At 47.4% G+C, this 20,930-nt stretch carries 24 protein-coding genes, 4 tRNA genes and 1 riboswitch; of the genes, 16 read left to right on the top strand and 12 right to left on the bottom strand.

Going from position 1 to position 20,930, the window contains the following annotated elements; all coding sequences use genetic code 11:
• Nucleotides 1–3: 3 nt before the first annotated feature.
• Nucleotides 4–780: a DeoR/GlpR family DNA-binding transcription regulator gene (locus PAEAM_RS30740; RefSeq protein ID WP_047842021.1), complete on the bottom strand. Its 777-nt coding sequence runs from the start codon at nucleotides 778–780 to the stop codon at nucleotides 4–6.
• A 306-nt stretch (nucleotides 781–1,086) separates the two neighbouring features.
• Here PAEAM_RS30740 and PAEAM_RS30735 point away from each other — a divergent pair.
• The 4 genes from PAEAM_RS30735 to PAEAM_RS30720 all read left to right on the top strand — a co-directional run bounded on the left by PAEAM_RS30735 (nucleotide 1,087) and on the right by PAEAM_RS30720 (nucleotide 2,035).
• Nucleotides 1,087–1,158, top strand: a tRNA-Glu gene (locus PAEAM_RS30735).
• Nucleotides 1,159–1,264: 106 nt separating this feature from the next.
• Nucleotides 1,265–1,340: transfer RNA gene (locus PAEAM_RS30730), tRNA-Lys, on the top strand.
• A 17-nt stretch (nucleotides 1,341–1,357) separates the two neighbouring features.
• Nucleotides 1,358–1,440, top strand: a tRNA-Leu gene (locus PAEAM_RS30725).
• Between the two features lie 169 nt (nucleotides 1,441–1,609).
• Nucleotides 1,610–2,035, top strand: coding sequence for a helix-turn-helix domain-containing protein (locus PAEAM_RS30720; protein WP_036610863.1), 426 nt, complete (start codon nucleotides 1,610–1,612; stop codon nucleotides 2,033–2,035).
• Nucleotides 2,036–2,143: 108 nt separating this feature from the next.
• On the opposite strand, the gene PAEAM_RS30715 is transcribed toward PAEAM_RS30720, so the two are convergent.
• Genes PAEAM_RS30715 through PAEAM_RS30690 form a run of 6 tightly spaced genes read right to left on the bottom strand, consistent with a single transcriptional unit; the run spans nucleotide 2,144 to nucleotide 6,927 of the window.
• Nucleotides 2,144–3,040, bottom strand: a complete 897-nt coding sequence (locus PAEAM_RS30715; RefSeq protein ID WP_165790116.1) for an urease accessory protein UreD — start codon at nucleotides 3,038–3,040, stop codon at nucleotides 2,144–2,146.
• Entirely contained in the window at nucleotides 3,021–3,740 is a 720-nt protein-coding gene (gene ureG / locus PAEAM_RS30710) for an urease accessory protein UreG (protein ID WP_100529943.1), read from the bottom strand. The genes PAEAM_RS30715 and ureG overlap by 20 nt, the downstream gene beginning before the upstream one ends.
• Before the next feature lie 33 nt (nucleotides 3,741–3,773).
• Complete coding sequence (locus tag PAEAM_RS30705) at nucleotides 3,774–4,469, bottom strand: urease accessory protein UreF (RefSeq protein WP_081595027.1); 696 nt, start codon at nucleotides 4,467–4,469, stop codon at nucleotides 3,774–3,776.
• Between the two features lie 33 nt (nucleotides 4,470–4,502).
• Nucleotides 4,503–6,221, bottom strand: a complete 1,719-nt coding sequence (gene ureC / locus PAEAM_RS30700; RefSeq protein ID WP_100529942.1) for an urease subunit alpha — start codon at nucleotides 6,219–6,221, stop codon at nucleotides 4,503–4,505.
• Nucleotides 6,218–6,607: an urease subunit beta gene (locus PAEAM_RS30695; RefSeq protein WP_036610844.1), complete on the bottom strand. Its 390-nt coding sequence runs from the start codon at nucleotides 6,605–6,607 to the stop codon at nucleotides 6,218–6,220. Before PAEAM_RS30695 ends, ureC begins: the two co-directional genes overlap by 4 nt.
• 17 nt (nucleotides 6,608–6,624) lie before the next feature.
• Complete coding sequence (locus PAEAM_RS30690) at nucleotides 6,625–6,927, bottom strand: urease subunit gamma (protein WP_100529941.1); 303 nt, start codon at nucleotides 6,925–6,927, stop codon at nucleotides 6,625–6,627.
• A gap of 261 nt (nucleotides 6,928–7,188) precedes the next feature.
• Here PAEAM_RS30690 and urtA point away from each other — a divergent pair, with 261 nt between their 5' ends.
• The 5 genes from urtA (at nucleotide 7,189) to urtE (ending at nucleotide 12,085) form a co-directional block, all read left to right on the top strand.
• Entirely contained in the window at nucleotides 7,189–8,439 is a 1,251-nt protein-coding gene (urtA, locus tag PAEAM_RS30685) for an urea ABC transporter substrate-binding protein (RefSeq protein ID WP_100529940.1), read from the top strand.
• A 182-nt stretch (nucleotides 8,440–8,621) separates the two neighbouring features.
• A complete protein-coding gene (gene urtB / locus PAEAM_RS30680) occupies nucleotides 8,622–9,527 on the top strand; it encodes an urea ABC transporter permease subunit UrtB (RefSeq protein WP_036610830.1) in 906 nt (301 codons plus the stop codon).
• A gap of 21 nt (nucleotides 9,528–9,548) precedes the next feature.
• Nucleotides 9,549–10,640, top strand: coding sequence for an urea ABC transporter permease subunit UrtC (urtC, locus tag PAEAM_RS30675; RefSeq protein ID WP_100529939.1), 1,092 nt, complete (start codon nucleotides 9,549–9,551; stop codon nucleotides 10,638–10,640).
• The gene (gene urtD, locus PAEAM_RS30670; RefSeq protein ID WP_100529938.1) at nucleotides 10,603–11,412 is read left to right on the top strand and encodes an urea ABC transporter ATP-binding protein UrtD; all 810 of its coding nucleotides are present in this window, start codon (nucleotides 10,603–10,605) and stop codon (nucleotides 11,410–11,412) included. Before urtC ends, urtD begins: the two co-directional genes overlap by 38 nt.
• Complete coding sequence (urtE, locus tag PAEAM_RS30665) at nucleotides 11,390–12,085, top strand: urea ABC transporter ATP-binding subunit UrtE (RefSeq protein WP_076209466.1); 696 nt, start codon at nucleotides 11,390–11,392, stop codon at nucleotides 12,083–12,085. Before urtD ends, urtE begins: the two co-directional genes overlap by 23 nt.
• Before the next feature lie 30 nt (nucleotides 12,086–12,115).
• On the opposite strand, the gene PAEAM_RS30660 is transcribed toward urtE, so the two are convergent.
• From PAEAM_RS30660 to PAEAM_RS30650, 3 genes are all read right to left on the bottom strand, one after another.
• Nucleotides 12,116–12,751, bottom strand: coding sequence for a nitrogen regulation protein NR(II) (locus PAEAM_RS30660; protein WP_053061478.1), 636 nt, complete (start codon nucleotides 12,749–12,751; stop codon nucleotides 12,116–12,118).
• Nucleotides 12,752–12,778: 27 nt separating this feature from the next.
• Nucleotides 12,779–12,982 carry a hypothetical protein gene (locus PAEAM_RS30655; RefSeq protein ID WP_017690011.1) on the bottom strand — a complete coding sequence of 68 codons (204 nt, stop codon included), beginning with the start codon at nucleotides 12,980–12,982 and terminating at the stop codon, nucleotides 12,779–12,781.
• Between the two features lie 266 nt (nucleotides 12,983–13,248).
• Nucleotides 13,249–13,950 carry an urease accessory protein UreF gene (locus PAEAM_RS30650; RefSeq protein ID WP_162158974.1) on the bottom strand — a complete coding sequence of 234 codons (702 nt, stop codon included), beginning with the start codon at nucleotides 13,948–13,950 and terminating at the stop codon, nucleotides 13,249–13,251.
• A 443-nt stretch (nucleotides 13,951–14,393) separates the two neighbouring features.
• On the opposite strand from PAEAM_RS30650, the gene PAEAM_RS30645 reads away from it, so the two are divergent.
• Nucleotides 14,394–14,476 (top strand) — tRNA-Leu (locus PAEAM_RS30645).
• Nucleotides 14,477–14,622: 146 nt separating this feature from the next.
• On the opposite strand, the gene PAEAM_RS30640 is transcribed toward PAEAM_RS30645, so the two are convergent.
• A complete protein-coding gene (locus PAEAM_RS30640; protein ID WP_036610823.1) occupies nucleotides 14,623–15,102 on the bottom strand; it encodes a glutathione peroxidase in 480 nt (159 codons plus the stop codon).
• A gap of 371 nt (nucleotides 15,103–15,473) precedes the next feature.
• A riboswitch (cyclic di-AMP (ydaO/yuaA leader) is annotated at nucleotides 15,474–15,649 on the top strand.
• 115 nt (nucleotides 15,650–15,764) lie between these two features.
• Between PAEAM_RS30640 and PAEAM_RS30635 the strand changes: the two genes are divergently transcribed.
• On the top strand, nucleotides 15,765–16,163 hold the full coding sequence (locus PAEAM_RS30635) for an HAD family hydrolase (protein WP_235193755.1): 399 nt from the start codon (nucleotides 15,765–15,767) through the stop codon (nucleotides 16,161–16,163).
• Between the two features lie 334 nt (nucleotides 16,164–16,497).
• Entirely contained in the window at nucleotides 16,498–17,181 is a 684-nt protein-coding gene (locus PAEAM_RS30630) for an HAD family hydrolase (RefSeq protein WP_036669077.1), read from the top strand.
• 105 nt (nucleotides 17,182–17,286) lie between these two features.
• On the opposite strand, the gene PAEAM_RS30625 is transcribed toward PAEAM_RS30630, so the two are convergent.
• Nucleotides 17,287–18,582, bottom strand: a complete 1,296-nt coding sequence (locus PAEAM_RS30625) for an Nramp family divalent metal transporter (protein WP_047844170.1) — start codon at nucleotides 18,580–18,582, stop codon at nucleotides 17,287–17,289.
• A gap of 401 nt (nucleotides 18,583–18,983) precedes the next feature.
• Here PAEAM_RS30625 and PAEAM_RS30620 point away from each other — a divergent pair, with 401 nt between their 5' ends.
• From PAEAM_RS30620 to PAEAM_RS30605, 4 genes are all read left to right on the top strand, one after another.
• The gene (locus tag PAEAM_RS30620) at nucleotides 18,984–19,403 is read left to right on the top strand and encodes an organic hydroperoxide resistance protein (protein ID WP_036610819.1); all 420 of its coding nucleotides are present in this window, start codon (nucleotides 18,984–18,986) and stop codon (nucleotides 19,401–19,403) included.
• A 210-nt stretch (nucleotides 19,404–19,613) separates the two neighbouring features.
• Nucleotides 19,614–19,859 (top strand): zinc ribbon domain-containing protein, encoded by a 246-nt coding sequence (locus PAEAM_RS30615; RefSeq protein ID WP_036610816.1) that lies wholly within the window; start codon nucleotides 19,614–19,616, stop codon nucleotides 19,857–19,859.
• Between the two features lie 99 nt (nucleotides 19,860–19,958).
• A complete protein-coding gene (locus PAEAM_RS30610; protein ID WP_036610814.1) occupies nucleotides 19,959–20,237 on the top strand; it encodes a hypothetical protein in 279 nt (92 codons plus the stop codon).
• A 188-nt stretch (nucleotides 20,238–20,425) separates the two neighbouring features.
• Nucleotides 20,426–20,848 (top strand): thiol-disulfide oxidoreductase DCC family protein, encoded by a 423-nt coding sequence (locus PAEAM_RS30605; protein WP_100529936.1) that lies wholly within the window; start codon nucleotides 20,426–20,428, stop codon nucleotides 20,846–20,848.
• The last annotated feature ends 82 nt before the right edge of the window (nucleotides 20,849–20,930 follow it).

Genomic DNA, 20,930 nt, shown 5'->3' with positions numbered 1-20,930 from the left:
TATTTACAACTCCTTATCATCTGTAGGTTCAGGAATGAGAATCTCAACCTGTTGTTCGGCTAGAAAAACAAGCCATTCTTTGGTTGGCCATTGATCCGTAATCAACACATCCACCAATGACCAGTCGGCAAAACGATAACCATAACGTCTATCAAACTTGGATTGATCTGCAAGAACAACAACTTTCTTGGCAGCTTTCATCATTTGGTGTTTAATTTTCCCTTCCTCTTCGGAAGCACTGAAGCCATCCATGGTGATACCGCCAATTCCGATAAAGGCTTTATCTACATAATAGTGGGAGAGGGTCTCGATAACAGAAGTACCGTAGACATAACGTTGTTCCTTATCTACTTTGCCTCCGAGCAAACGAATCTGGACAGCAGTGTGATTGGAGAGAAGATCAGCGGAATGAATCGAATTAGTAATGACGGTACAGGATTTGCCGTTTAAGTTCTCGGCACAGGCCTGTACAGTCGTGGAAGAGTCCAGAATAATGATCTCGCCTTCCCTTACAATGGCCGCAGCGAGTTTGCCAATGGCCCTCTTTTCCTCAGATACATCGAGTAAACGGTCTTTGTAGGATCTGAATTCTTGCGGAGGAGGGGGGAGAATCGCGCCGCCACGTGTTCGGATAATGGCATCCTGTTCCTCAAGCTTAATCAGATCCCTGCGTGCAGTATCCCGTGATACATCAAACAAGGCGACAATATCATCGGCTGAGATGCGATTGTGTTTGCGTAGATGTTCAACAATGAGCTGCATTCGTTCTTCTTGAAACAAACATGTCACCTCCGAGTGTATGGATGACCGTACTTATACTGATACTTTAATTATAAGTATTCTTAATGTGATTTGCAATATTATAAGTGAACGTAAGTTTTTATAAGTGTTTTGATGGATGGTTTACATTATTCCTGCACGGGGATGACATTGGCATGAACGGGAGGTGGCTAATAACGGGGCTCTGAAGAACAGTATGCAATGGACAAAAAGGCTTGAAAAATAAATTTTAAAAAAAGTATTGCAAGTTCAAATTGTCCTGTGGTATACTCATTCTTGTCGCCAAGAAAGACAACTTGTTATTAAGGCCCGTTGGTCAAGGGGTTAAGACACCTCCCTTTCACGGAGGTAACAGGGGTTCGAATCCCCTACGGGTCATATCTTCACCACCTCATGAGATCTACATTTTCGATGAGTAATCCTCAAAGTCATTGCTCTTATAGACAAGAATGAAGCATGGCACATCCGGTGAAGTTTACAGCAAGAGCCATTAGCTCAGTTGGTAGAGCACCTGACTTTTAATCAGGGTGTCGAAGGTTCGAGCCCTTCATGGCTCACCATTTTTACAATTGAATATGCGGTCGTGGTGGAATGGCAGACACGCTATCTTGAGGGGGTAGTGGGTGTATACCCGTGGAGGTTCGAGTCCTCTCGACCGCATCACAGCAACAATATAAGATAGACTTCTATGATCATTCATGGGAGTCTATCTTTGTGTTATACGATATACCTCATCCTGTTCCAGGCATATAAAGGCTGAGCATTCAGGAATAATGTGGTATAATTCAAGCAGATGAGTTGATTATTACGGTTGGAAGGCGGTTCTTGTATGCAGTCGATCTATGAGCGAATTGAACACCTGATTGCCGAACGAGGAATGACCAAGAAGGCTTTCTGCCAACAGCTGAAGATTAGCACAGGCAATCTGGGTGATTGGAAACGTGGCAAGTCTATTCCGAGTACGAATAAATTAATTGAGATTGCTTCGTTTTTTGATGTGAGCCTCGACTGGCTCATGATTGGACGTCCATCGAAGGAAGCGATGGTTCGGGAAAAACGGGAGGATTATTTTTTTGACGTTTTGCGGCAATTGAATTGCCAAGAAAGTGAATTATCGACTGTGGAACAGTCTTTTATCAGCGAATATATTGAGTTCACCCGTTACCGTAAATCCAAGGAAAGTAAGGATGCTGGCGACTATCGCTATAAACCTGAGAACAAATCAGAGAACGATTCTGAGGAAAACGAAGCGTAAGTGATATGAGCAGCATCCATAGACTGAATGTACAAAAACCTCTGGACTAATCCGAACACACTCGGAGACAGTTCAGAGGTTTTTTGGTGTTAACTACGCTTGATGTCCTTATTTACGAAAGACAAGAGTTTCTTTGCCCAGCAGATGTGGGCGGAGTGTGTTCCAGATCTGAAGACATTGCTCCTGAAGTTCCCAGGCTGCCATGCCGAGGAGTCGAACACCGATTCCACCTGATGCCAGCAAACTTGCGCCTGCGAGCATTCGTCCATCTGGTGGTAGCACAGATCTGACTTGCTCCAACTCCGCAGTACCAAGCCCTGGGGCAATCATCCATAACGCAGCGGTATGTGTGTAGTGAAGGAGAGACGCTGAGTGTTTGGGATCATCGGTATCCGGTTCGAGTCCGAATCGATCCCAGACAGCCAGTTGTTCACCTTGCCATATCTCCGTCAAGCTGCGGTAACGCTCGAATTGGAACGCTTCTCCCCGATGAATCCGTCCGGCAGACCAGATATCTGCATAGGCCAGGATTGCCTGTTCTTCCAGCTCAAAGGTTACAGCGAGCGCAGAAGAACTTCCCTTGAAAGGGATGACGCATTCAGGGAAGTATTCCAGCGTGGCCCCTTTTCCCAACCGAAAGTGATGATTAACGGATGAGGGAATGGAAGGTGTAGGATGAAGTCTGGTAGCAGATGTGCTGCTCAGCATGACATGGGTGCCTTCACCTAATTCCCACTTGGAATGATAGTGATCCCCGTTAAGGACGCCAGGAGAGACGTCTGACGTGTACACACATAATTCGGTTCCGCCTCCGGGAGGTCGAAAGGATCGGCTAAACCGGAGTGGTGCGCTGTAATAACGATCAGTCATGACAGTGCGCTCGCCTTGAAAGGCAAAGGTGGCCCGAAGCTCGCTGCGGCGTGTGACGGGCGCACCTGCACTTTCATTCCCATTTATCTCTGTTCCCGTTGGGACAGAAGATGAATTAATGCGAGTGAGTGCCATGTTCATGGCTGTATGAATGCAGATGTGCAGCGGAAGCATCGTCATCCATGTATTGATGTTCGAGCCAGTGGACAATCTCGGATACACCTTCACCGCTCATTAGATTAGACATGACATAAGGGCGGCCTTCGCGTACCCGTTCGGTATCATTTTTCATAACTTCCAGGCTTGCGCCAACGTAAGGGGCGAGGTCGGTTTTGTTGATTAACAGCAGATCTGAACGCGTGATGCCGGGACCGCCTTTGCGAGGGAGTTTCTCTCCTTGAGCAACGTCGATAATGTAGATGAATACATCAGCCAGTTCCGGACTGAATGCAGCAGAGAGATTGTCGCCGCCGCTCTCGATGAAGATCAATTGCAGATCCGGGAAGCGTTCAATCAACTCGTCAACCGCTTCGAAATTCATGGAGGCGTCCTCGCGAATAGCGGTGTGCGGGCATCCGCCTGTCTCTACGCCGATAATACGCTCTGGTGCCAGTGCATTCTGACGCAGCAAAATCTCGGCATCTTCCTTGGTATAAATGTCATTGGTGATGACAGCAAGGCTATAACGTGTACGCAGTGCCTTGGACAGCTTCTCCACAAGGGCTGTTTTACCTGAACCTACCGGTCCGCCAATTCCGATTCGCATCGGACGACTCCGATCAAATGCCTTACGTTCCCACTCCGGATGATGCGTATGATTAGCTCCTCCACACATAACAATTCCTCCTAAGTTAGATAAAAGTTGTAGTTAAGACATAAACAGCCGCGCGGGTAAGGTCTCATGCCGCATGGCGTAGATTTCCTGGGCGATTCCGAAGCTGTGCATATCCTCCGGGTCATTGTCCCGAATAAGCGCCCATTCCGCTTCGATATCATCAAGCAGTTTCTGAATCAACATCTGCGCTTCGGTTTGTCCGATGGGCAGCAGGCGAAGTGCACTGTTCACATAAGCGTTCACCGAGGTATACAGATGCCCGGTAACGGCTTCATCCAATTCAATCTCCAATTGATAGTTGATATAACCGTGAATGGTCGTGATGCCACAATACGCACCGTATTCCCGTATGGCCTCATCAATCAGGGAAAAGTCCATCCATGGATAGAGTGAACGGGCCAGCTTGAGCAGTCTCTTTCCCATCTTGTGGCCGCTTTCCCTGAGTTCCCGAGGGGAGCGCTGGGCGTGGACACGTTTGTCATACAGGGCAAGTAGAGCGGCATCTTGCTGTTTTATCGCCTGATAGACGCCTTTGATGGCAAGACCATCTAGTCGTACAAGACTGGAGTGAAGCTGGCTGCGAATAAACTGTTCAAGCTGCGCGGTATTTTGCACGGTGCCATCATGCGTGTAAGCTTCCAGACCGAAGGAATGGGAGAAACCACCGATGGGCAGGGCCGAATCCAGCAGCTGAACATAACGGAGTAGCTTCGTGCCACTGTTCATCATGAGTGCCCCCTTATCAGCTAATCCGTATTCCTATCAAAACATAAAGTACCGCTGTGCCATAGGCAACTCGTCTGCGGGTTCACAGGTGAGTAGCTCGCCGTCGGCGCGTACCTCGTAGGTTTCGGGATCGACTTCAATGACAGGGGCGACGTCGTTATGAATCATGTCTTTTTTGCTGACCGAGCGGCAGCCTTTGACGGGTTCAACCCGTTTTTTCAGGCCCAATGACTCTTTGATTCCTACATCTGCTGCGGCTTGGGAGACAAAGGTGATCGATCCGCTGGCAATGGCGCTACCATAGGCTCCGAACATCGGTCTGCCAAATACGGGCTGAGGTGTCGGGATGGACGCATTGGGATCACCCATCTGGGCAAATGTGATCATGCCACCTTTGATGACAATCTCGGGTTTAACTCCGAAGTAGGCTGGTTTCCATATGATTAGATCTGCCAGCTTGCCAACTTCCACCGAACCGACGAGATGACCGATTCCGTGTGCGATAGCTGGATTGATGGTGTACTTGGCGACATATCGCTTGATCCGATCGTTATCGGAGGGGGAATTCGGGTTGAGCTCAAGTTTGCCGCGCTGTTTTTTCATTTTGTCGGCTGTCTGCCAGGTGCGGATAATGACTTCGCCCACTCGGCCCATGGCTTGAGAATCGGAACTGATGATGCTGAACACGCCAAGATCATGCAAAATGTCTTCGGCTGCGATGGTTTCGGGACGAATCCGCGAATCCGCAAAAGCGACATCTTCCGGGATGGAAGGGTCCAGGTGATGACACACCATCAACATATCGAGATGCTCTTCTACAGTGTTGCGTGTGTACGGTCGTGTTGGGTTGGTTGATGAGGGGATAACGTAGGACTCCCCAGCGGCCCGGATAATATCCGGTGCGTGTCCGCCACCAGCGCCTTCCGTATGGTACGTGTGGATCGTCCGGCCGTTGATTGCGGCCAGGGTGTTTTCGAGAAATCCGGTTTCGTTCAATGTATCGGTATGGATAGCGACTTGAACATCATGTTCCCCGGCGGCAGTCAGGCAGGCATCGATAGCGCTTGGGGTAGTGCCCCAATCTTCATGCAACTTCAGGCCGATTACACCCGCTTCAATCTGTTCGATTAAAGGTGCGGTGCTGGAACTGTTGCCTTTGCCAAGGTAACCGATGTTCATGGGAAAAGCTTCTGCCGACTCCAGCATCCGGTGGATATGCCAGGCTCCTGGTGTGCAGGTGGTGGCTTTGGTTCCTGTTGCTGGTCCTGTTCCGCCGCCGATCATGGTCGTGACCCCGGAGGATAACGCAGTCTGAATCTGCTGTGGGCAGATGAAATGAATATGGGTATCAATGCCGCCAGCGGTTACAATCATGCCTTCACCGGCGATGATTTCGGTGGAAGCACCGATGACCAGTGCGGGATGAACACCATCCATTGTATCCGGGTTACCGGATTTGCCAATGGCGCAGATGTGACCATCTCGAATGCCGATATCCGCTTTTACAATGCCCCAATGATCGATAATGATAGCGTTAGTGATGACAGTATCAGGGGTGCCGTCGCTTCGCAGAGCAGTAGTAGACTGGCCCATCCCGTCGCGGATAACCTTGCCGCCCCCGAACTTGCTCTCATCTCCATATACGGCATAATCATGTTCAATCTCTGCCCATAGTTCGGTATCCGCAAGTCTTACGGCATCGCCGGTTGTTGGTCCAAACATGGACGCGTATTGTTCACGGCTCATTCGTTTCATGAAGGTTCACCTCCATCTTGTATGGGAGGGGAGAACGTCTTCAGGAATGCCTCCAGTTTCACTGGATCGGGGGCTTGATCCGCAGAGCCTTCGGTTAATCCGTTGAACCCGTGAATCTGGCGTTTGCCGCCAAAGGTCGTGAGTTCAACAGGTTTCTCTTCACCGGGTTCGAAGCGAACTGCGGTGCCTGCCGGAATGTGCAGGCGATGTCCAAAAGCTGACGTGCGATCAAAGTCCAGTGCTGCATTAACTTCATAGAAGTGAACGTGAGAGCCGACTTGGACGGGGCGGTCGCCGCGGTTAAGGACAAGGAGTCGTAGGGTTAAACGATCCGGATGACAGATGATGTCGTCATCTGGCTTCAAACGGTATTCACCAGGAATCATGGTTTCTCCTGCCTTTCTCAGCGTATTGGTTCATGTACAGTAACCAGTTTTGTACCGTCAGGAAATGTGGCTTCTACCTGTACTTCAGGAATCATATCGGGAACACCATCCATACAGTCTTCACGTGTCAGGATGGTGCCTCCGTATCTCATTAATTCGGCAACACTCATTCCATCCCGTGCTCGTTCCATCAGTTCAGAGGTCAACAAGGCGATGGCTTCGGGAACATTCAAATTGAGTCCGCGTGCTCTGCGTTCACGGGCGAGGTTAGCGGCCACGGTAATCAGGAGTTTTTCTTTTTCCTGCTCAGTCCAGTGCAAGGTAATCCGACCTTTCGCTTATAGTGTCTGATATGTTCATGAATCAAGTTATATGTTAAATATACTCACACAGGGTGATTTCTTTGTCAATAAGCTTCAAGGCTTATTAGCAGTATGCATGAAACGAGTAGGCATGAAATAAAATTATGTAAGCTATATTGACATGAGGAGTGTGACCCTCCATAATTTGGATCAACGAACATTTCGGACGCAAAAGACCTTAATGTTCGTCAATAGACTAAAAAAAGGGAGTGTAGGCTATTGAAGAAGAATTCGGTCAAGTTATGGAGTATTTTGCTCGGTGCGGTCATTGTGATGACAGGATGTGTGGAGGGCACTGCGCCGCCTGAAGCTTCGGGTTCAGGTGGTACAGGAGAGCCGGCTGCATCCGGTGAACCGATTAAAGTTGGCATTCTTCACTCTCTCAGCGGAACGATGGCGATCAGTGAAGTATCTGTTAAAGATGCGGAGATGCTTGCCATTGAAGAGATCAACGCCGCGGGCGGAGTTTTGGGTAAACAGATTGAGCCTGTAATTGAGGATGGCGCTTCGGATTGGCCTACTTTTGCGGAGAAGGCTGGAAAGTTACTGCAACAGGATAAGGTCGCTGCTGTATTTGGTGGATGGACCTCTGCAAGTCGGAAGGCTATGCTCCCGGTGTTTGAACAGAATAAAGGTTTATTGTTTTACCCGGTGCAATATGAGGGATTGGAATCGTCGCCAAATATTTTTTATACAGGAGCAACAACCAATCAACAGATCGTTCCATCCGTAACCTGGTTACTGGAGAACAGGGGCAAGACGTTTTATCTGCTCGGTTCAGATTATGTATTTCCGAAAACGGCCAATCAGGTCATTAAGGCACAACTCGCAGCAGAGGGCGGCGAAGTGGTGGGTGAGGAGTACACACCGCTGGGTCATACCGATTACAGTACCATCATTAGCAAAATCAAGGCTGCGAAGCCGGATATTGTATACAATACGCTGAACGGAGATAGCAATGTGGCCTTTTTCAAACAATTGAAGGATGCCGGAATCTCCTCGGATCAGATGACGACCCTCTCGGTAAGTGTGGCGGAGGAAGAAATCCGTGGTATTGGCGCAGACGTATTGAAGGGGCATCTGGCTTCGTGGAATTATTATCAGACAACGGATACACCTGAGAATGCAACATTTGTTGCCAAGTATAAAGAAAAATACGGTGCTGATCGAGTGACAGCTGATCCGATTGAAGCGGGATATGTGGCGGTTTATCTCTGGAAGGCGGCGGTGGAAAAAGCAGGATCAACCGACGTGGAGAAGGTGAAGGCAGCTGCCAAGGGTCTGGAGTTTGATGCCCCGGAAGGTAAGGTAACCGTGGATGGAGAGAATCAGCATATCTACAAAACCGTACGGATCGGTGAGGTGCAGGAGGATGGGCAGTTCCAGGAATTGTGGAATTCTGGTGAGCCTGTCAAGCCGGACCCTTATCTGAAAACGTATGAATGGGGAGCAACCCTCAGCGCTAAATAACATAGAAACCTCGCAATAAAACAGGCAACTCGCTTCAAAGCAGCTGAAACATAAACGAGGGTGTGACAACACATCCTCTTACCGTATCGCGGTAAAGCGTTACTGTGATGTGGAAAGTGTTACTGCCCATAATTGAATTCATGTGAAATATCGAGAGTCACGGTATGGAGGAGGGGATAGCGATGGATATGTTTATCCTGCAGATGTTCAATGGTCTGAGTATCAGTTCAATTCTGTTGTTGATTGCATTGGGGCTTGCAGTAACGTTTGGGCTGATGAATGTCATCAATATGGCTCACGGTGAACTGATCATGATCGGTGCATATGCAACATATGTAACACAAAATCTGTTCATGTCCTATGCTCCAGCGGCGTGGTTTGGTGCCTATTTTGTTGTGGCTCTGCCGATTGCGTTCATTGTAGCGGCTCTAATTGGCTGGTTGCTTGAAGTGGTTCTGATCAGGCATCTGTATGGCAGGCCGCTTGATAGTCTGCTTGCGACATGGGGTGTAGGCATGATGCTGCAACAACTGGCCCGTACCATATTCGGAGCACCCAATGTGGGAGTATCCAGTCCGGCTTGGCTCAATGGGGGATTGGCGATCTCGGATGGTATTGTATTTCCGTATAAACGAATTTTCATTATCGCACTGGTTGCGGTGGTGCTGCTGTGTATGTATCTCTATATCTATCGAACATCTTCCGGAAGACGAATGAGGGCTGTGATGCAGAATCGGAGCATGGCGGGGTGTCTTGGGATTTCGACCCGGCGGGTGGATGGCATGACCTTTGCGATTGGTTCGGGCATTGCCGGAATTGCTGGCTGTGCATTAACGCTCATTGGTCCGATTGGTCCTTCGCTTGGTACGTATTATATTGTGGATGCGTTCATGGTGGTTGTTTTGGGTGGTGTGGGAAAATTGGTTGGAACCGTGTGTGGTGCATTGGGGATTGGTATGTTCAACACGCTGTTCGAAACTTATACCTCGGCCTCCATTGGCAAGGTGCTTGTGTTTGTATGTATCGTTGCTTTCCTGCAATGGAAACCACGCGGCTTGGTCGCGATGCGCACACGGAGTCTCGATTAACGTGAAAAAGGGGGTTAGTTCATGTCCGCTTTATTCAAGACTGGCAGTCTGAAAATGAGAATTATCTGGGCGGTTGTGCTGATCATGATGTGTCTTGCCCCGCTAATCTCCACGGAGTTTCGTCTGAGTCTGTTAGCCAAGTTTTTGGCACTGGCAATCCTGGCCATCGGTCTCGATCTGATCTGGGGATATGGGGGTGTGCTGAGCCTTGGGCATGGGGTGTTCTTTGGTCTGGGTGGGTACGCGATGGCGATGTATCTGAAGCTTCAGGCCAGTGGAGCAACGCTTCCTGACTTCATGGGATGGAGTGGTCTCAGTGGTCTGCCGTGGTTCTGGGAACCATTTCGCTCTTTCCCGGTGGCGCTGTTATTGGGGATAGCCCTTCCGGCATTGCTTGCCTTTGCTCTGGGGTGGTTTACGTTCCGCAACCGGATCACCGGTGTTTATTTTACCATCCTGACTCAAGCTTTGGTTCTTATTATGGTAACACTCTTTGTTGGTAAACAGGAATGGACGGGTGGAACAAATGGCATTACCGGATATAATTCGATCTTTGGTTTTACACTTCATTCCGCTGGAACAACGATTGCTCTCTACTATATAACGCTTGCTGTTCTGGTGATCGCGTATGTGCTCTGTCGTCGGATGGTGAACAGCCGGTTCGGCCAGGTGCTCGAAGCAGCGCGTGATGGAGAGAATCGGGTGCGATTCCTCGGATATGATCCGGCAGGATATAAAACGCTGGCTTTTGCTTTTTCCGGTGCGCTTGCAGGTATCGCGGGCATGTTGTTTGTTCTTCAGGTGGGTATTATCTCGCCATCGATGATGGGGATTGTACCCTCCATTGAGATGGTCCTGTGGGTTGCGTTGGGTGGTCGCGGTACGCTTATTGGAGCGGTCATCGGAGCGGTGGTGCTGAATGCAGCCAAAACAGGCATAAGTGAGGCTTACCCTGAAGGGTGGCTGTTTGTCATTGGTGGGCTCTTTGTAACGGTAGTTTTGTTCATGCCAAACGGTATTGTAGGTGTGTATCGTCATGTCGTTCGCTTGCTGAAGCGGAGAGGAGAGAGTGCGCATGTCCAAGTCACTCGGGAAAAACCTAAAGTCTACTGAGGAATCAGCGGTGTTGGTAGCCGTGGATATTACGGTGGCCTTTGGTGGGTTCGTTGCTGTCAAAGGCATGAATCTGAAGTTGCATGAACATGATCTGCATTTTCTAATCGGACCCAATGGTGCTGGGAAAACAACGATGCTGGATGTGATATGTGGCAAAACAAAACCCATGTCCGGCACGGTGAAGATGGGGGATGGCACGGAATTAACACGACTGAAGGAGCACCAGATTGTTCGCAAAGGTGTGGGACGCAAATTCCAGGCGCCATCGATCTTTGCAGGTCTGACGGTACAGGAGAATCTGATGCTGGCGGCGGAGACTCGCCGTTCCCCTTTACAAGCCATTGGCATTCGGAGATATGGGAAAATGAGTGCTGCCATGGAGCATGTTACCCTCCAGATTGGTCTGCAAGACCGCGTTGATGCTCGTGCAGGAGCGTTATCACATGGGGAGAAGCAGTGGCTGGAGATTGGCATGTTGCTTCTACAGGAGCCGCGGGTGTTGTTGCTGGACGAACCAGCCGCAGGCATGACGGATGAAGAAACACACAAGACCGGGCGACTTCTGCAAGAGATTGCGCGTGAACGCTCGGTTGTGGTGGTGGAGCATGATATGGAGTTTGTGCGAGAGTTCGCAGCCAAGGTAACGGTGATGCATGAAGGGAAACTGCTGAAGGAAGGTACGATGGCGGAGGTACAGGCAGACCCGAAAGTGGCAGAAGTGTATCTGGGCAAAAGGAGGGATGACCATGCTGTCGCTGCAACGAATTGAATCCGGCTACGGGGAAAGCAATGTGCTTCGTGGTGTGAACCTGGATGTACAGCCTGGACAGGTGGTGTGTCTGATGGGCCGTAACGGTGTGGGGAAAACAACGTTGATGAAAACATTAATGGGGCTGCTCAAAACACGCAAGGGCAGTATTCAGTGGCAAAATCAGGAGTTATCCACCTTGGACACAGCCAAGCGGGCAAGGGCAGGGATTGGGTATGTACCGCAGGGGCGGGAGATTTTCCCGCAGCTTACGGTGAAAGAAAACTTATTGCTTGGTCTGGAGACAAGTGCACCGGGAGTAAAAACGTTCCCGGAGGATGTACTGGCGATGTTTCCAGTGCTTGCTACGATGTATGGACGGCAGGGCGGGGATCTGAGTGGTGGACAGCAGCAACAGTTGGCGTTCGCTCGGGCATTGGCTTCGCGTCCGGGGTTGTTGCTCCTTGATGAGCCGACAGAAGGCATCCAGCCTTCTATCGTGGAGGACATTCGGCAGGTTATTTTGCAGCTCAAGGCAAAGGGGAACCTCTCGGTTCTGCTGGTAGAGCAGAGTATTGATTTTGTACGAAGTGCCGCAGATTACATCTATATCATGGACAAAGGAACCATAACCCTGCATGGGACACCGCAAGAACTGGATATGTCGCAGTTTGAACATCATCTCTCCGTATAGTTGTAGTTAGTCGGCGAGTGGAGAAAGGTTTCAGGAGCGCTTGTCCAGGATATTCGAGTATTTCGGATATAACCGCCGGATGCATTCCGGACAGATGTCATGGGTGAATTCGGCGTGGGTATGCTTCTCCAGATAACTCTCAACGGAGTTCCAGTGTTCCTCTTCGTCCTTGATTTGTTTGCAGACGGCGCAAATAGGCAGCAGTCCGCGCAATGTGCGCACTTCAGACAATGCCTTCTTCAATTGGTGTTCTGTCTTTCTCTGTTCGGTAATATCCATGTGTGCAATTAAAGCAAGATCGGTATCCAGAATTGAATTTGAATAAGATAGAGGGGTGAGTTCTACACGAAACCACCTCTTTTCGTTGTATACAGTATACACGCAGATGTCATATGTATGATTTCGATTAAAGGGTATTCCGCGTTCTTTCAAATTCTGTGCGACAAGTGCCATGTTAGCGTTCTTGCCTCGTTTTGCCCAGGCTTCCGTCAGGTGCAGGTAGTGTCTATGACTACTGTGTATATCCGGGTTTGGTGAGCATTGACCAAGTCCCTGTTGCCAGGCACGGTTACAACTTTGGATAATCCAATTGTCATCAACGATGATGAGCTGGTGACGTATGGACTGGAACGACAGCCTCTCCAGATCGGATGTAACATGTCTCATGGATGAGACCCTCCTTTGGCAGAAATCTTATCTCAGTTCATCTGGAATATCCAAAATATCAGCGACCAGGTGCCTGAATCGGGTTGCTTTGCGTGTGCCGTGAATAAGATTGGATAAACGATAGGGTGGGATGCCATGCTGTTCACAAAAGGTCTTCTGGTCCACTTGAAGTTCGGTTAGCCGTCGTTTGATGGCCCATCCGAACGGAGTAACTGGTTTTTTCTTGTTCAAAAGGGTTCACCCCTGGTTAGAATGTAGTATTCAGCCGCCCTTTCTTCATGTAGAATATATAGAAATGCGAGCTGTATGTTTCATTATATACGTAAATTCGTCATCTAACAATTAAAAAAGACGGAAAAAAGTGTATTTTGTGATTATAAATGGCGTAAATACGTAAATAAAACAAATAAAATGACAAAAAACACGTCGGCAAGGAGGTTGCCGCGTGTTTTTTAGTTTGTTTGAATGAAGGGGAGCAGGCATGAGGAGGAAGAGGATTAGGCCCTGTAGGCATGAAGTCCAGCTCCGAGCATATGGAAACTGGGGAAAAACGATTTCATGGACATCGAGGTTGGCTGTGCCAGTCCATCCGCAGCCGAGGCGCTGACGGTCTTCCATTCATTCTCCAGATCTGTGGCCAGGCGGACCATCAGATCCTTGGTTGTATCGTTGTTCAGGGGAATGACTTTGGAGGCTTCGGTTATGCAGGCATTCATGGCTGAATGCAGGTAACCAAGGACCGCCTCCTCGACCGGGATGTCGAGGTGGTGGTTAATCCAGGCGTGAACAGTGGAGAGGCAGCCAACCGAATCATATTTGGCAAAGATCTGTTCGAGCTGGCTGAATTCAATCCAGGGGTGCAGAGCGCGTGCGAGTCTGATCAATCGTTTACCCATGGCGGCAGCTTGTTCTCTGAGATCTCCAGGGGTTCGCTGAACATGGACAAGCTTGTCGATCAGAGCTATCCGCCATGTATCCTTGTGATCTGCTGCGGTATAGATACCTTTGATGGCCATACCTTCAAGACGAACGATGCTGGGATGCAACTGACAACGCATAAATGATTCGAGATCTTCAGCATTACGAATGGTACCCTCCCTGATATGGATATCCATGCCGAAGGAATGGGTGAACCCTCCAACCTGAATAGAGGAATCAAGCAGTTTGACATAATCGAGCAGCTTATTCCCACGGTTCACAATCATTCGCCTCCTGTGTTCGTTAAATGTCACTTTAAGTGACATTAATATTCCTTTTTGTTTGCTTTATGTTTAAAAATCCGAATTATATGATAGTTATCATCCCATAAATGTCCGATTTTTGTCAATAGTATCCGTGAAATTTAATGGATTAAATCTGGAATTTAATATTGTGTTATTTTATATAACTTATTGTGTTATTTATGTGGAGAAGTGCAGGGAGGACTATATATAAGGCAGGACTATATATAAATGAATCAACAAGATCGGCTCTTACCGAAAAAGAGGGGATCAAATCTAATCATATGCAGTTCATGGGTAAAGATGACGAGATTATGCGATTTTTGATGAAAATGCCTAGCTGAAAAAGAAGTATTAAAAAATACTTTACTTTTAGTTCTGAACCCGGTATAATCAATTCTGTTGCCGATTATTTACGACATGCGGTCGTGGTGGAATGGCAGACACGCTATCTTGAGGGGGTAGTGGGCGTATGCCCGTGGAGGTTCGAGTCCTCTCGACCGCATCATATGAACGATTAAAAAGAAGCTTTCCATTAATGGGAAGCTTCTTTTTTTGTCTTTTTCGAACAGTATGACATCTGGGTTGAAAAAAGGCCATCCATTACCGGAGGAATGTTGCTCTACCTTCCGGCTACGGGTAGCCTGTGTATTATTTTTGCAGCAAATTCTTGATATCTTCTTCAATCTTGTCCGGTGTTGTTTTGGGAGCATAACGTTTAATGACCTGTCCGTTCTGATCCACGAGGAATTTGGTGAAATTCCATTTGATTGCTTTGGAGCCGAGCAGGCCAGGAGCCTCTGTGCTAAGGTGTTGGAAAAGAGGGTGAGCGCTTGAGCCGTTCACATCAATTTTCTCAAACATGGGGAAGCTCACGCCATAATTCATCTGACAGAACTCGGCAATATCGTCGGAAGATCCTTTTTCCTGTGCAAACTGGTTGCTTGGGAAACCAAGCACTTCAAATGGAGCATCTTGAAATTTGTCTTGCAATTCTTGCAGACCTTTGAATTGAGGGGTAAGGCCGCATGAGCTTGCCGTATTCACAATCAGGAGCACTTTGTCACGGTAGTCGGACATTTCAACTTCTTGACCGCGAAGGGTATTCACTTTGTAATCGTAGACTGTCATCTAAATCGCCTCCATTTATTTACTCTTATATCTTCTATTATATTGGTTGCAATTAAATATTGCAAAACTAATATGGTGTTAAAAGAATCAAAACAGGCAAGTTGTGCTGAATACGTGAATGAATTACGAAGGGATTTTCGTTAGAGTGAGAATTAGATAGCCTTGAAGAGATGGATAGAGTATAACCTTATTGTAAGCGTTATTATGAACGAGTATTGGCAAAAATCTGCCGATTCGGTGATCTGTAAGGACTTTACACCGTCATGGCGGGGGTGTATGATTCATAACGTAATTTCAATTTAAACTAAATTGTACTTGAAAAACGAAACAAACGATAATATCGCTCGATCTTACCTTAAGATATACGAACGATGTTTTAATCGCTGAGTTTCCATTCATTAATGAATGGGAAACGGGGGAACCAACGGAATGCGCTGTCCAGGACAGTGGGCATTCATGGGGTGAATTTTCCGGTGACAGCCGGAAATAGGGCGACTCTCGCGCCCGAATCCGTCAGCTAACCTCGTAAGCGTTAAAGGGAGAGGCAACAAGCCGTACGCTGGTTCATGGTGTTTTCGCCATGGGTTATTTAAGAAGCGTTCGGGAGGCCTTGGTCCCCCACGCTTCTTTTTTGTTGTCTTTTCACGCCAAGGGAGGAACGAATGATGGATACTGAGATGATCTTAGTGACTGCTCCAAATGAAGCAGGACGCAAATTTATCAAATTGCTGATGTACAAAAAAATGCCGTTTGCCGTTCTAACCAACAGTGCAGGGGAAGAGCGAAGACTCCGTAGAATCGGAGTAGAACATGTCATTCGCATGAATACGGCTGCAGCTCAAAAATGGTTTTTGCCGCAGGGCAGCGTAGGCAACGTGTTTATTTTCGAGAACAGCCTGAATCTGACCTGTCGTTATTTACAGATCTGCCGTTCATGGACATCGAAATCCCTGTGCGTCATTACGGAGCAGAGTCATCCTAAGGGCATCTATCGGGGCATGGGCGCAGACCGGATTGTATATTCGCTCAATGGGGAAGTTGGCTTTCTCCTCAATGGTTAATGCCATAGCTTGTGATTGCTCAGGTGTAAGGTGCCTGTTATAATTGAATGTATCGATAAACGGAAGTTTGAGGAGACTCATGCAGGATGGTGAGTCTTCTTTTTTATGGTTTCTATAGGTTGTTCAAAAAGTCCGCTTTTGATTACGAAGGATGCCTAACGGCATCATCAGCATCGAATATGAAATTCAGCCGAAATGTCCGTGGCTCACGTAGTTTTCCCTACGCTCCGCTACTCCATTTCTAGCTTCATTCCATCTTCTTGGTACTGAAAACCAGACTTTTTGAACTCGATTAGGATCAGGAATCACCTGTGGCTTACAAGGAGGAATTGGCGTGCCGGATGTAGGTGGATTGAAATGGTTGTTTTTTGATGTTGGAGATACACTGGTGGATGAATGGGAGCCGGTTGATGATATTATTGGACAGTTCGTCCGTGAAGCTTGTGTTTTGGGGTATCCGGTGAAGATTGAGACGGTACGCGAACTGTTCGCGAACTGTTACCGAAAATATGAGCAATGGCCTATGAGAGTGGCAATTCGCACATTTGTTAAAGACGAGGGACATCAAAAACAGATTCAGGACAAGCTGAAGTTTCAAAAAGATCTTGAACGTCCTTTTCCTTCAGCAGATTCCGTTCTTCAGCAGTTGTCACGGCATTATCGCATTGGCATTATTGCCAATCAGAGTCCTGGAACGGAAGAGAGACTGGAGAGTTACGGCTTGCGGAAGTATGTTGATGTTCTGGCATGTTCGGCTGAAGAAGGAGTGTCCAAGCCAGACCCTGAGTTATACGCTGTGGCCTTGAAGCAGGCCGGTTGTGAACCGGAGGAAGCCGTCATGATCGGCGATCGGATCGATAACGACATTATACCTGCTCGGAAGCTGGGCATGCGTACGATTCGAATTATGCAGGGTTACGGAAGATTCCAGCCAGAACTATCGGATGACAAACGTGCGGATTGGACTGTTGATTCATTGGATCAACTCTTGCCGTTACTGATACCAAATCAGGATTAGATTCAGATGGTTGTTTATTGGATTGCAACAATAAAGGCTGATCAACTTGGGTATAGCATACCGGAGTTGGTCAGCCTTTTTAGTATTTAGTCGATTAGAATGAGATTAGAACAAGCGGATCGTCTGAATGATCAGATATACATTTAGCATAACGATAATAGCTGTAATGACCCATGAGATGATTTTGAGCCACAATTTGTTGGCGAATGCACCCATACTTTTTTTATCACTTGTGAACATCACCAGGGGAATTACAGCAAAGGGCAATTGAAGTGACAGCACGACCTGGCTCAAAATGAGTAGTTCTTCTGTGCCATGTTCTCCTGCAATCGCTGTGACAATTACCGCCGGGATGATGGCGATCAGACGTGTGACCAGTCTGCGTAGCCATGCCGGAATTCGAATGTTCAGGAAACCTTCCATAACGATCTGCCCAGCGAGTGTACCTGTAAGGGTAGAGTTCTGACCTGATGCTAACAGCGCCACACCGAACAGGATACTTGCAACCGTAGTACCTAATAGAGGTGTCAGCAGATGATAGGCATCAGCGATCTCAGCAACCTGCGTCATACCAGCACTGTGAAATACAGCGGCAGATACAATCAGGATGGCTGCATTGATGAACAGGGCCAGTGTCAGCGCAATCGTAGAATCCATGGTCGAGTACCGAATGGCTTCTTTTTTGCCCTGTGGTGTCTGTTCGATCTGACGGGTCTGCACAATGGAAGAATGCAGGTACAGATTATGCGGCATCACGGTTGCTCCGATAATACCAATGGCAATATAGAGCATGGCCGGGTTTTGCAGAATCTCAACATTTGGTACAAAACCATGGAGAACACCGCCCATATCCGGTTTTGCCAGAAACAGATCAATCCCGAAACAGAGGGCGATGGTTGCCATCAGCACAATGACGAGAGTTTCCAAAGCGCGGAAGCCTTTGTTTTGCAGAACAAGAATCAGGAGTACATCAACTGCGGTGATGATAACGCCGTATAACATGGGGATGTTAAATAACAGCTTTAATGCGATGGCAGAACCTATGACCTCAGCCAGATCGGTAGCTGCAATGGCGAGTTCACACAGAATCCATAACATCATAACAACAGGCATGCTGAATCTTTCACGACAGGCTTGAGCCAGATCCCGTCCAGTGACGATGCCGAGCTTGCCAGCCAGCGACTGAAGGACAACGGCCATCAGGTTCGATAACAGGATAACGGATAACAAGGTATACCCGAACTGCGAGCCGCCTGCGATATCTGTTGCCCAGTTCCCCGGGTCCATGTAACCTACGGCAACGAGGTATCCTGGGCCTACAAAGGCGAGGAATTTCTTCCACCATGCAGCATTCTGCGGAACTTTCATGGAACTATGTGCTTCTCCAAGGGAAGGGGCCATGCCCGCAGTAGATAATGATTCTCTTGAAGGAGCGTTGAACGGATTTTTTTTACTCATACGATAATCACCTGACTTTGAATTATTGATTTTGAGATATTGATGCGGTACAAACCACTCATGATATATCTAAATTTTTATGTTTATTGTTACATTGTACTCCTTCAATTATTTTTGTCTAGTGCAACTTTTATGTATCAGCACAAAATTTCGGTTATAGCTTGAAGATGCCCCTTCGTATATTACCCAACCTTAGGGAAAATACAGCCATGGCATTGAAATGCATGAAAATAATAAAGTTGTAAAAGCTGATAAAGATACAAAATTGCGTTTCAAAATGAGCCAGAAGTTTAAATTGAAAGGAAGGCAGTAAAAAAACTATATGGATAAGGGAGAGATTCTGAATGGAAGCTTTATATACAGCAGTAGCGACAGTTAAAGGTGGACGTACAGGTTCGGTGACTTCTTCGGATGGCGTGCTCAAGCATGATCTAAAAATGCCAAAAGAGCTTGGTGGCTCCGGTGGTGAAGGTACTAACCCTGAGCAGCTTTTTGCCGCTGGATATGGAGCATGTTATGAAAGTGCCCTTGCCAATGTAGCACGCAAAGCAGGTGTGAAATTGGAGGATGTGGTCGTTACAAGTAACGTATCCATTGGTAAAGACCCTGCGGATGACGGTTTCCAGCTGTCTGTTCGTCTGGACGTTAGCATGCCTGGTGTAGATCACAGTCAAGCAGAGGAACTGGCCCGCAAGGCGCATGATTTCTGTCCATATTCCAAAGCAACACGCGGCAACATTGATGTTGTATTAAACGTAGTTTAAGATTTGACTCCTGGTAAGTAAAGGGAACATATAGAGCAGGGTATCCCAGATACCTGATGTTCGACTACAAAGCCCTGCTGGCAATCGGCAGGGTTTTGTGTTGATTATCATATAAGGACATGATGCAGGAGATTAGATGCCAGATCGCGTACTATTTTACATAATTGCACTCTCACTTCATGCTACACATTCCATAAAGGGGGAACGAAGATGAGTATTGAAGAGATGATCGAGCGGCGATTTGTGTGCACAAAATGCAGGGGTACGGATTGTAACATTAAGGAAGTTTCCATGTCAGGAGCAGGCCTGAGCAAGATGTTTGATATACAGCATAACCACTACCTGTTCGTGGCTTGTGCTTCCTGCGGGTATGTTGAAGTATTTGATCCGGATGTCTTGAAAGGGAAAAAACAGGGACAGGTAGGGACGATTCTGGATATTCTGTTTGGCGGGTAGACATGCGCGAGTTGACATTGATCTGAATTTTCTTTAATATAACTTAGTACTGAGTAGTGTCATTGCATGAACCAAATTTGAATTAAACAGGTGATATCCATGTCTTATAGACCGCGTATTGCAGATTTAGAATTAGCTTATGGTAACAAGGAAGACGGATTGTATGAATTCAAAATGAATTTGGTAGACGGTACAAAATGCCGTGTATTCTACACCCGTTCCCCGGAATGGAAGATGACCAATATCAGCCGTCTGCAGAAAACGCCTTGTCCAGTATGTCGCAAAGATTTCATTTGCAAATGTATGGACCAGTGGGCAAGTGACCTGCATCAACAGATGATCGATGACCAATGGATGGAAAAGGCAGTTACGGAGTAATTGTCGGACAGATACGAGCGTGGGCACAATGCCTGCGCTCTTTTTCTTTATATTTCCCATTAATGCATGTTCAAAAAGAGCGGTGTTCAGTCTTTTTGAACTACCTCTAGAAATAAATTTAGAATTAGTGAACAAGAAGGCCCAGATTGGGTAAGTTACTCTAACCGCAACAATAGGAGGCAGCCAATATGACAGCAAATCAAACAGATGTGCATCAGGGACATCCCATCGTACTGGTGGATGGCGTCTGTCACTTCTGCCAGGGCTTAACCAAATGGATTATCAAGCGTGATCCGGAAGGAAAATATCATTTTGCATCGCTTCAATCGGATGTAGCCAAGGAATTGCTGAAGAAAGGCAATTTGTCGACAGATAGTATGGACACCTTTGTGCTGATTGAAAATGGAAAATACTATACACGTTCAACCGCCGCACTGCGATTGGCCAAAGGTCTAAAATTTCCTTATCCGTTGTTATATGTGTTCATCATCATACCGAAATTTATTCGTAATGTAGTCTATAACTGGGTTGCTCGCAACCGTTATCGCTGGTTTGGCAAGGATGAAGCTTGCATGTTGCCTACACCTGAGATTAAAGATCGATTTCTGTGAAAAAGTCTCGTGCGACACATTGTATCCAAATTTGATGATTAATAGCGGAAATAATTGGGTAATGACTACAGATCATATCTAT

Origin of the sequence: Paenibacillus sp. GM1FR, assembly GCF_002803315.1 — a bacterium.
GTDB lineage: Bacteria > Bacillota > Bacilli > Paenibacillales > Paenibacillaceae > Paenibacillus > Paenibacillus amylolyticus.
The sequence above is the reverse complement of the archived record's forward strand: the minus strand, read 5'-3'. Positions and strand labels throughout refer to the sequence as shown.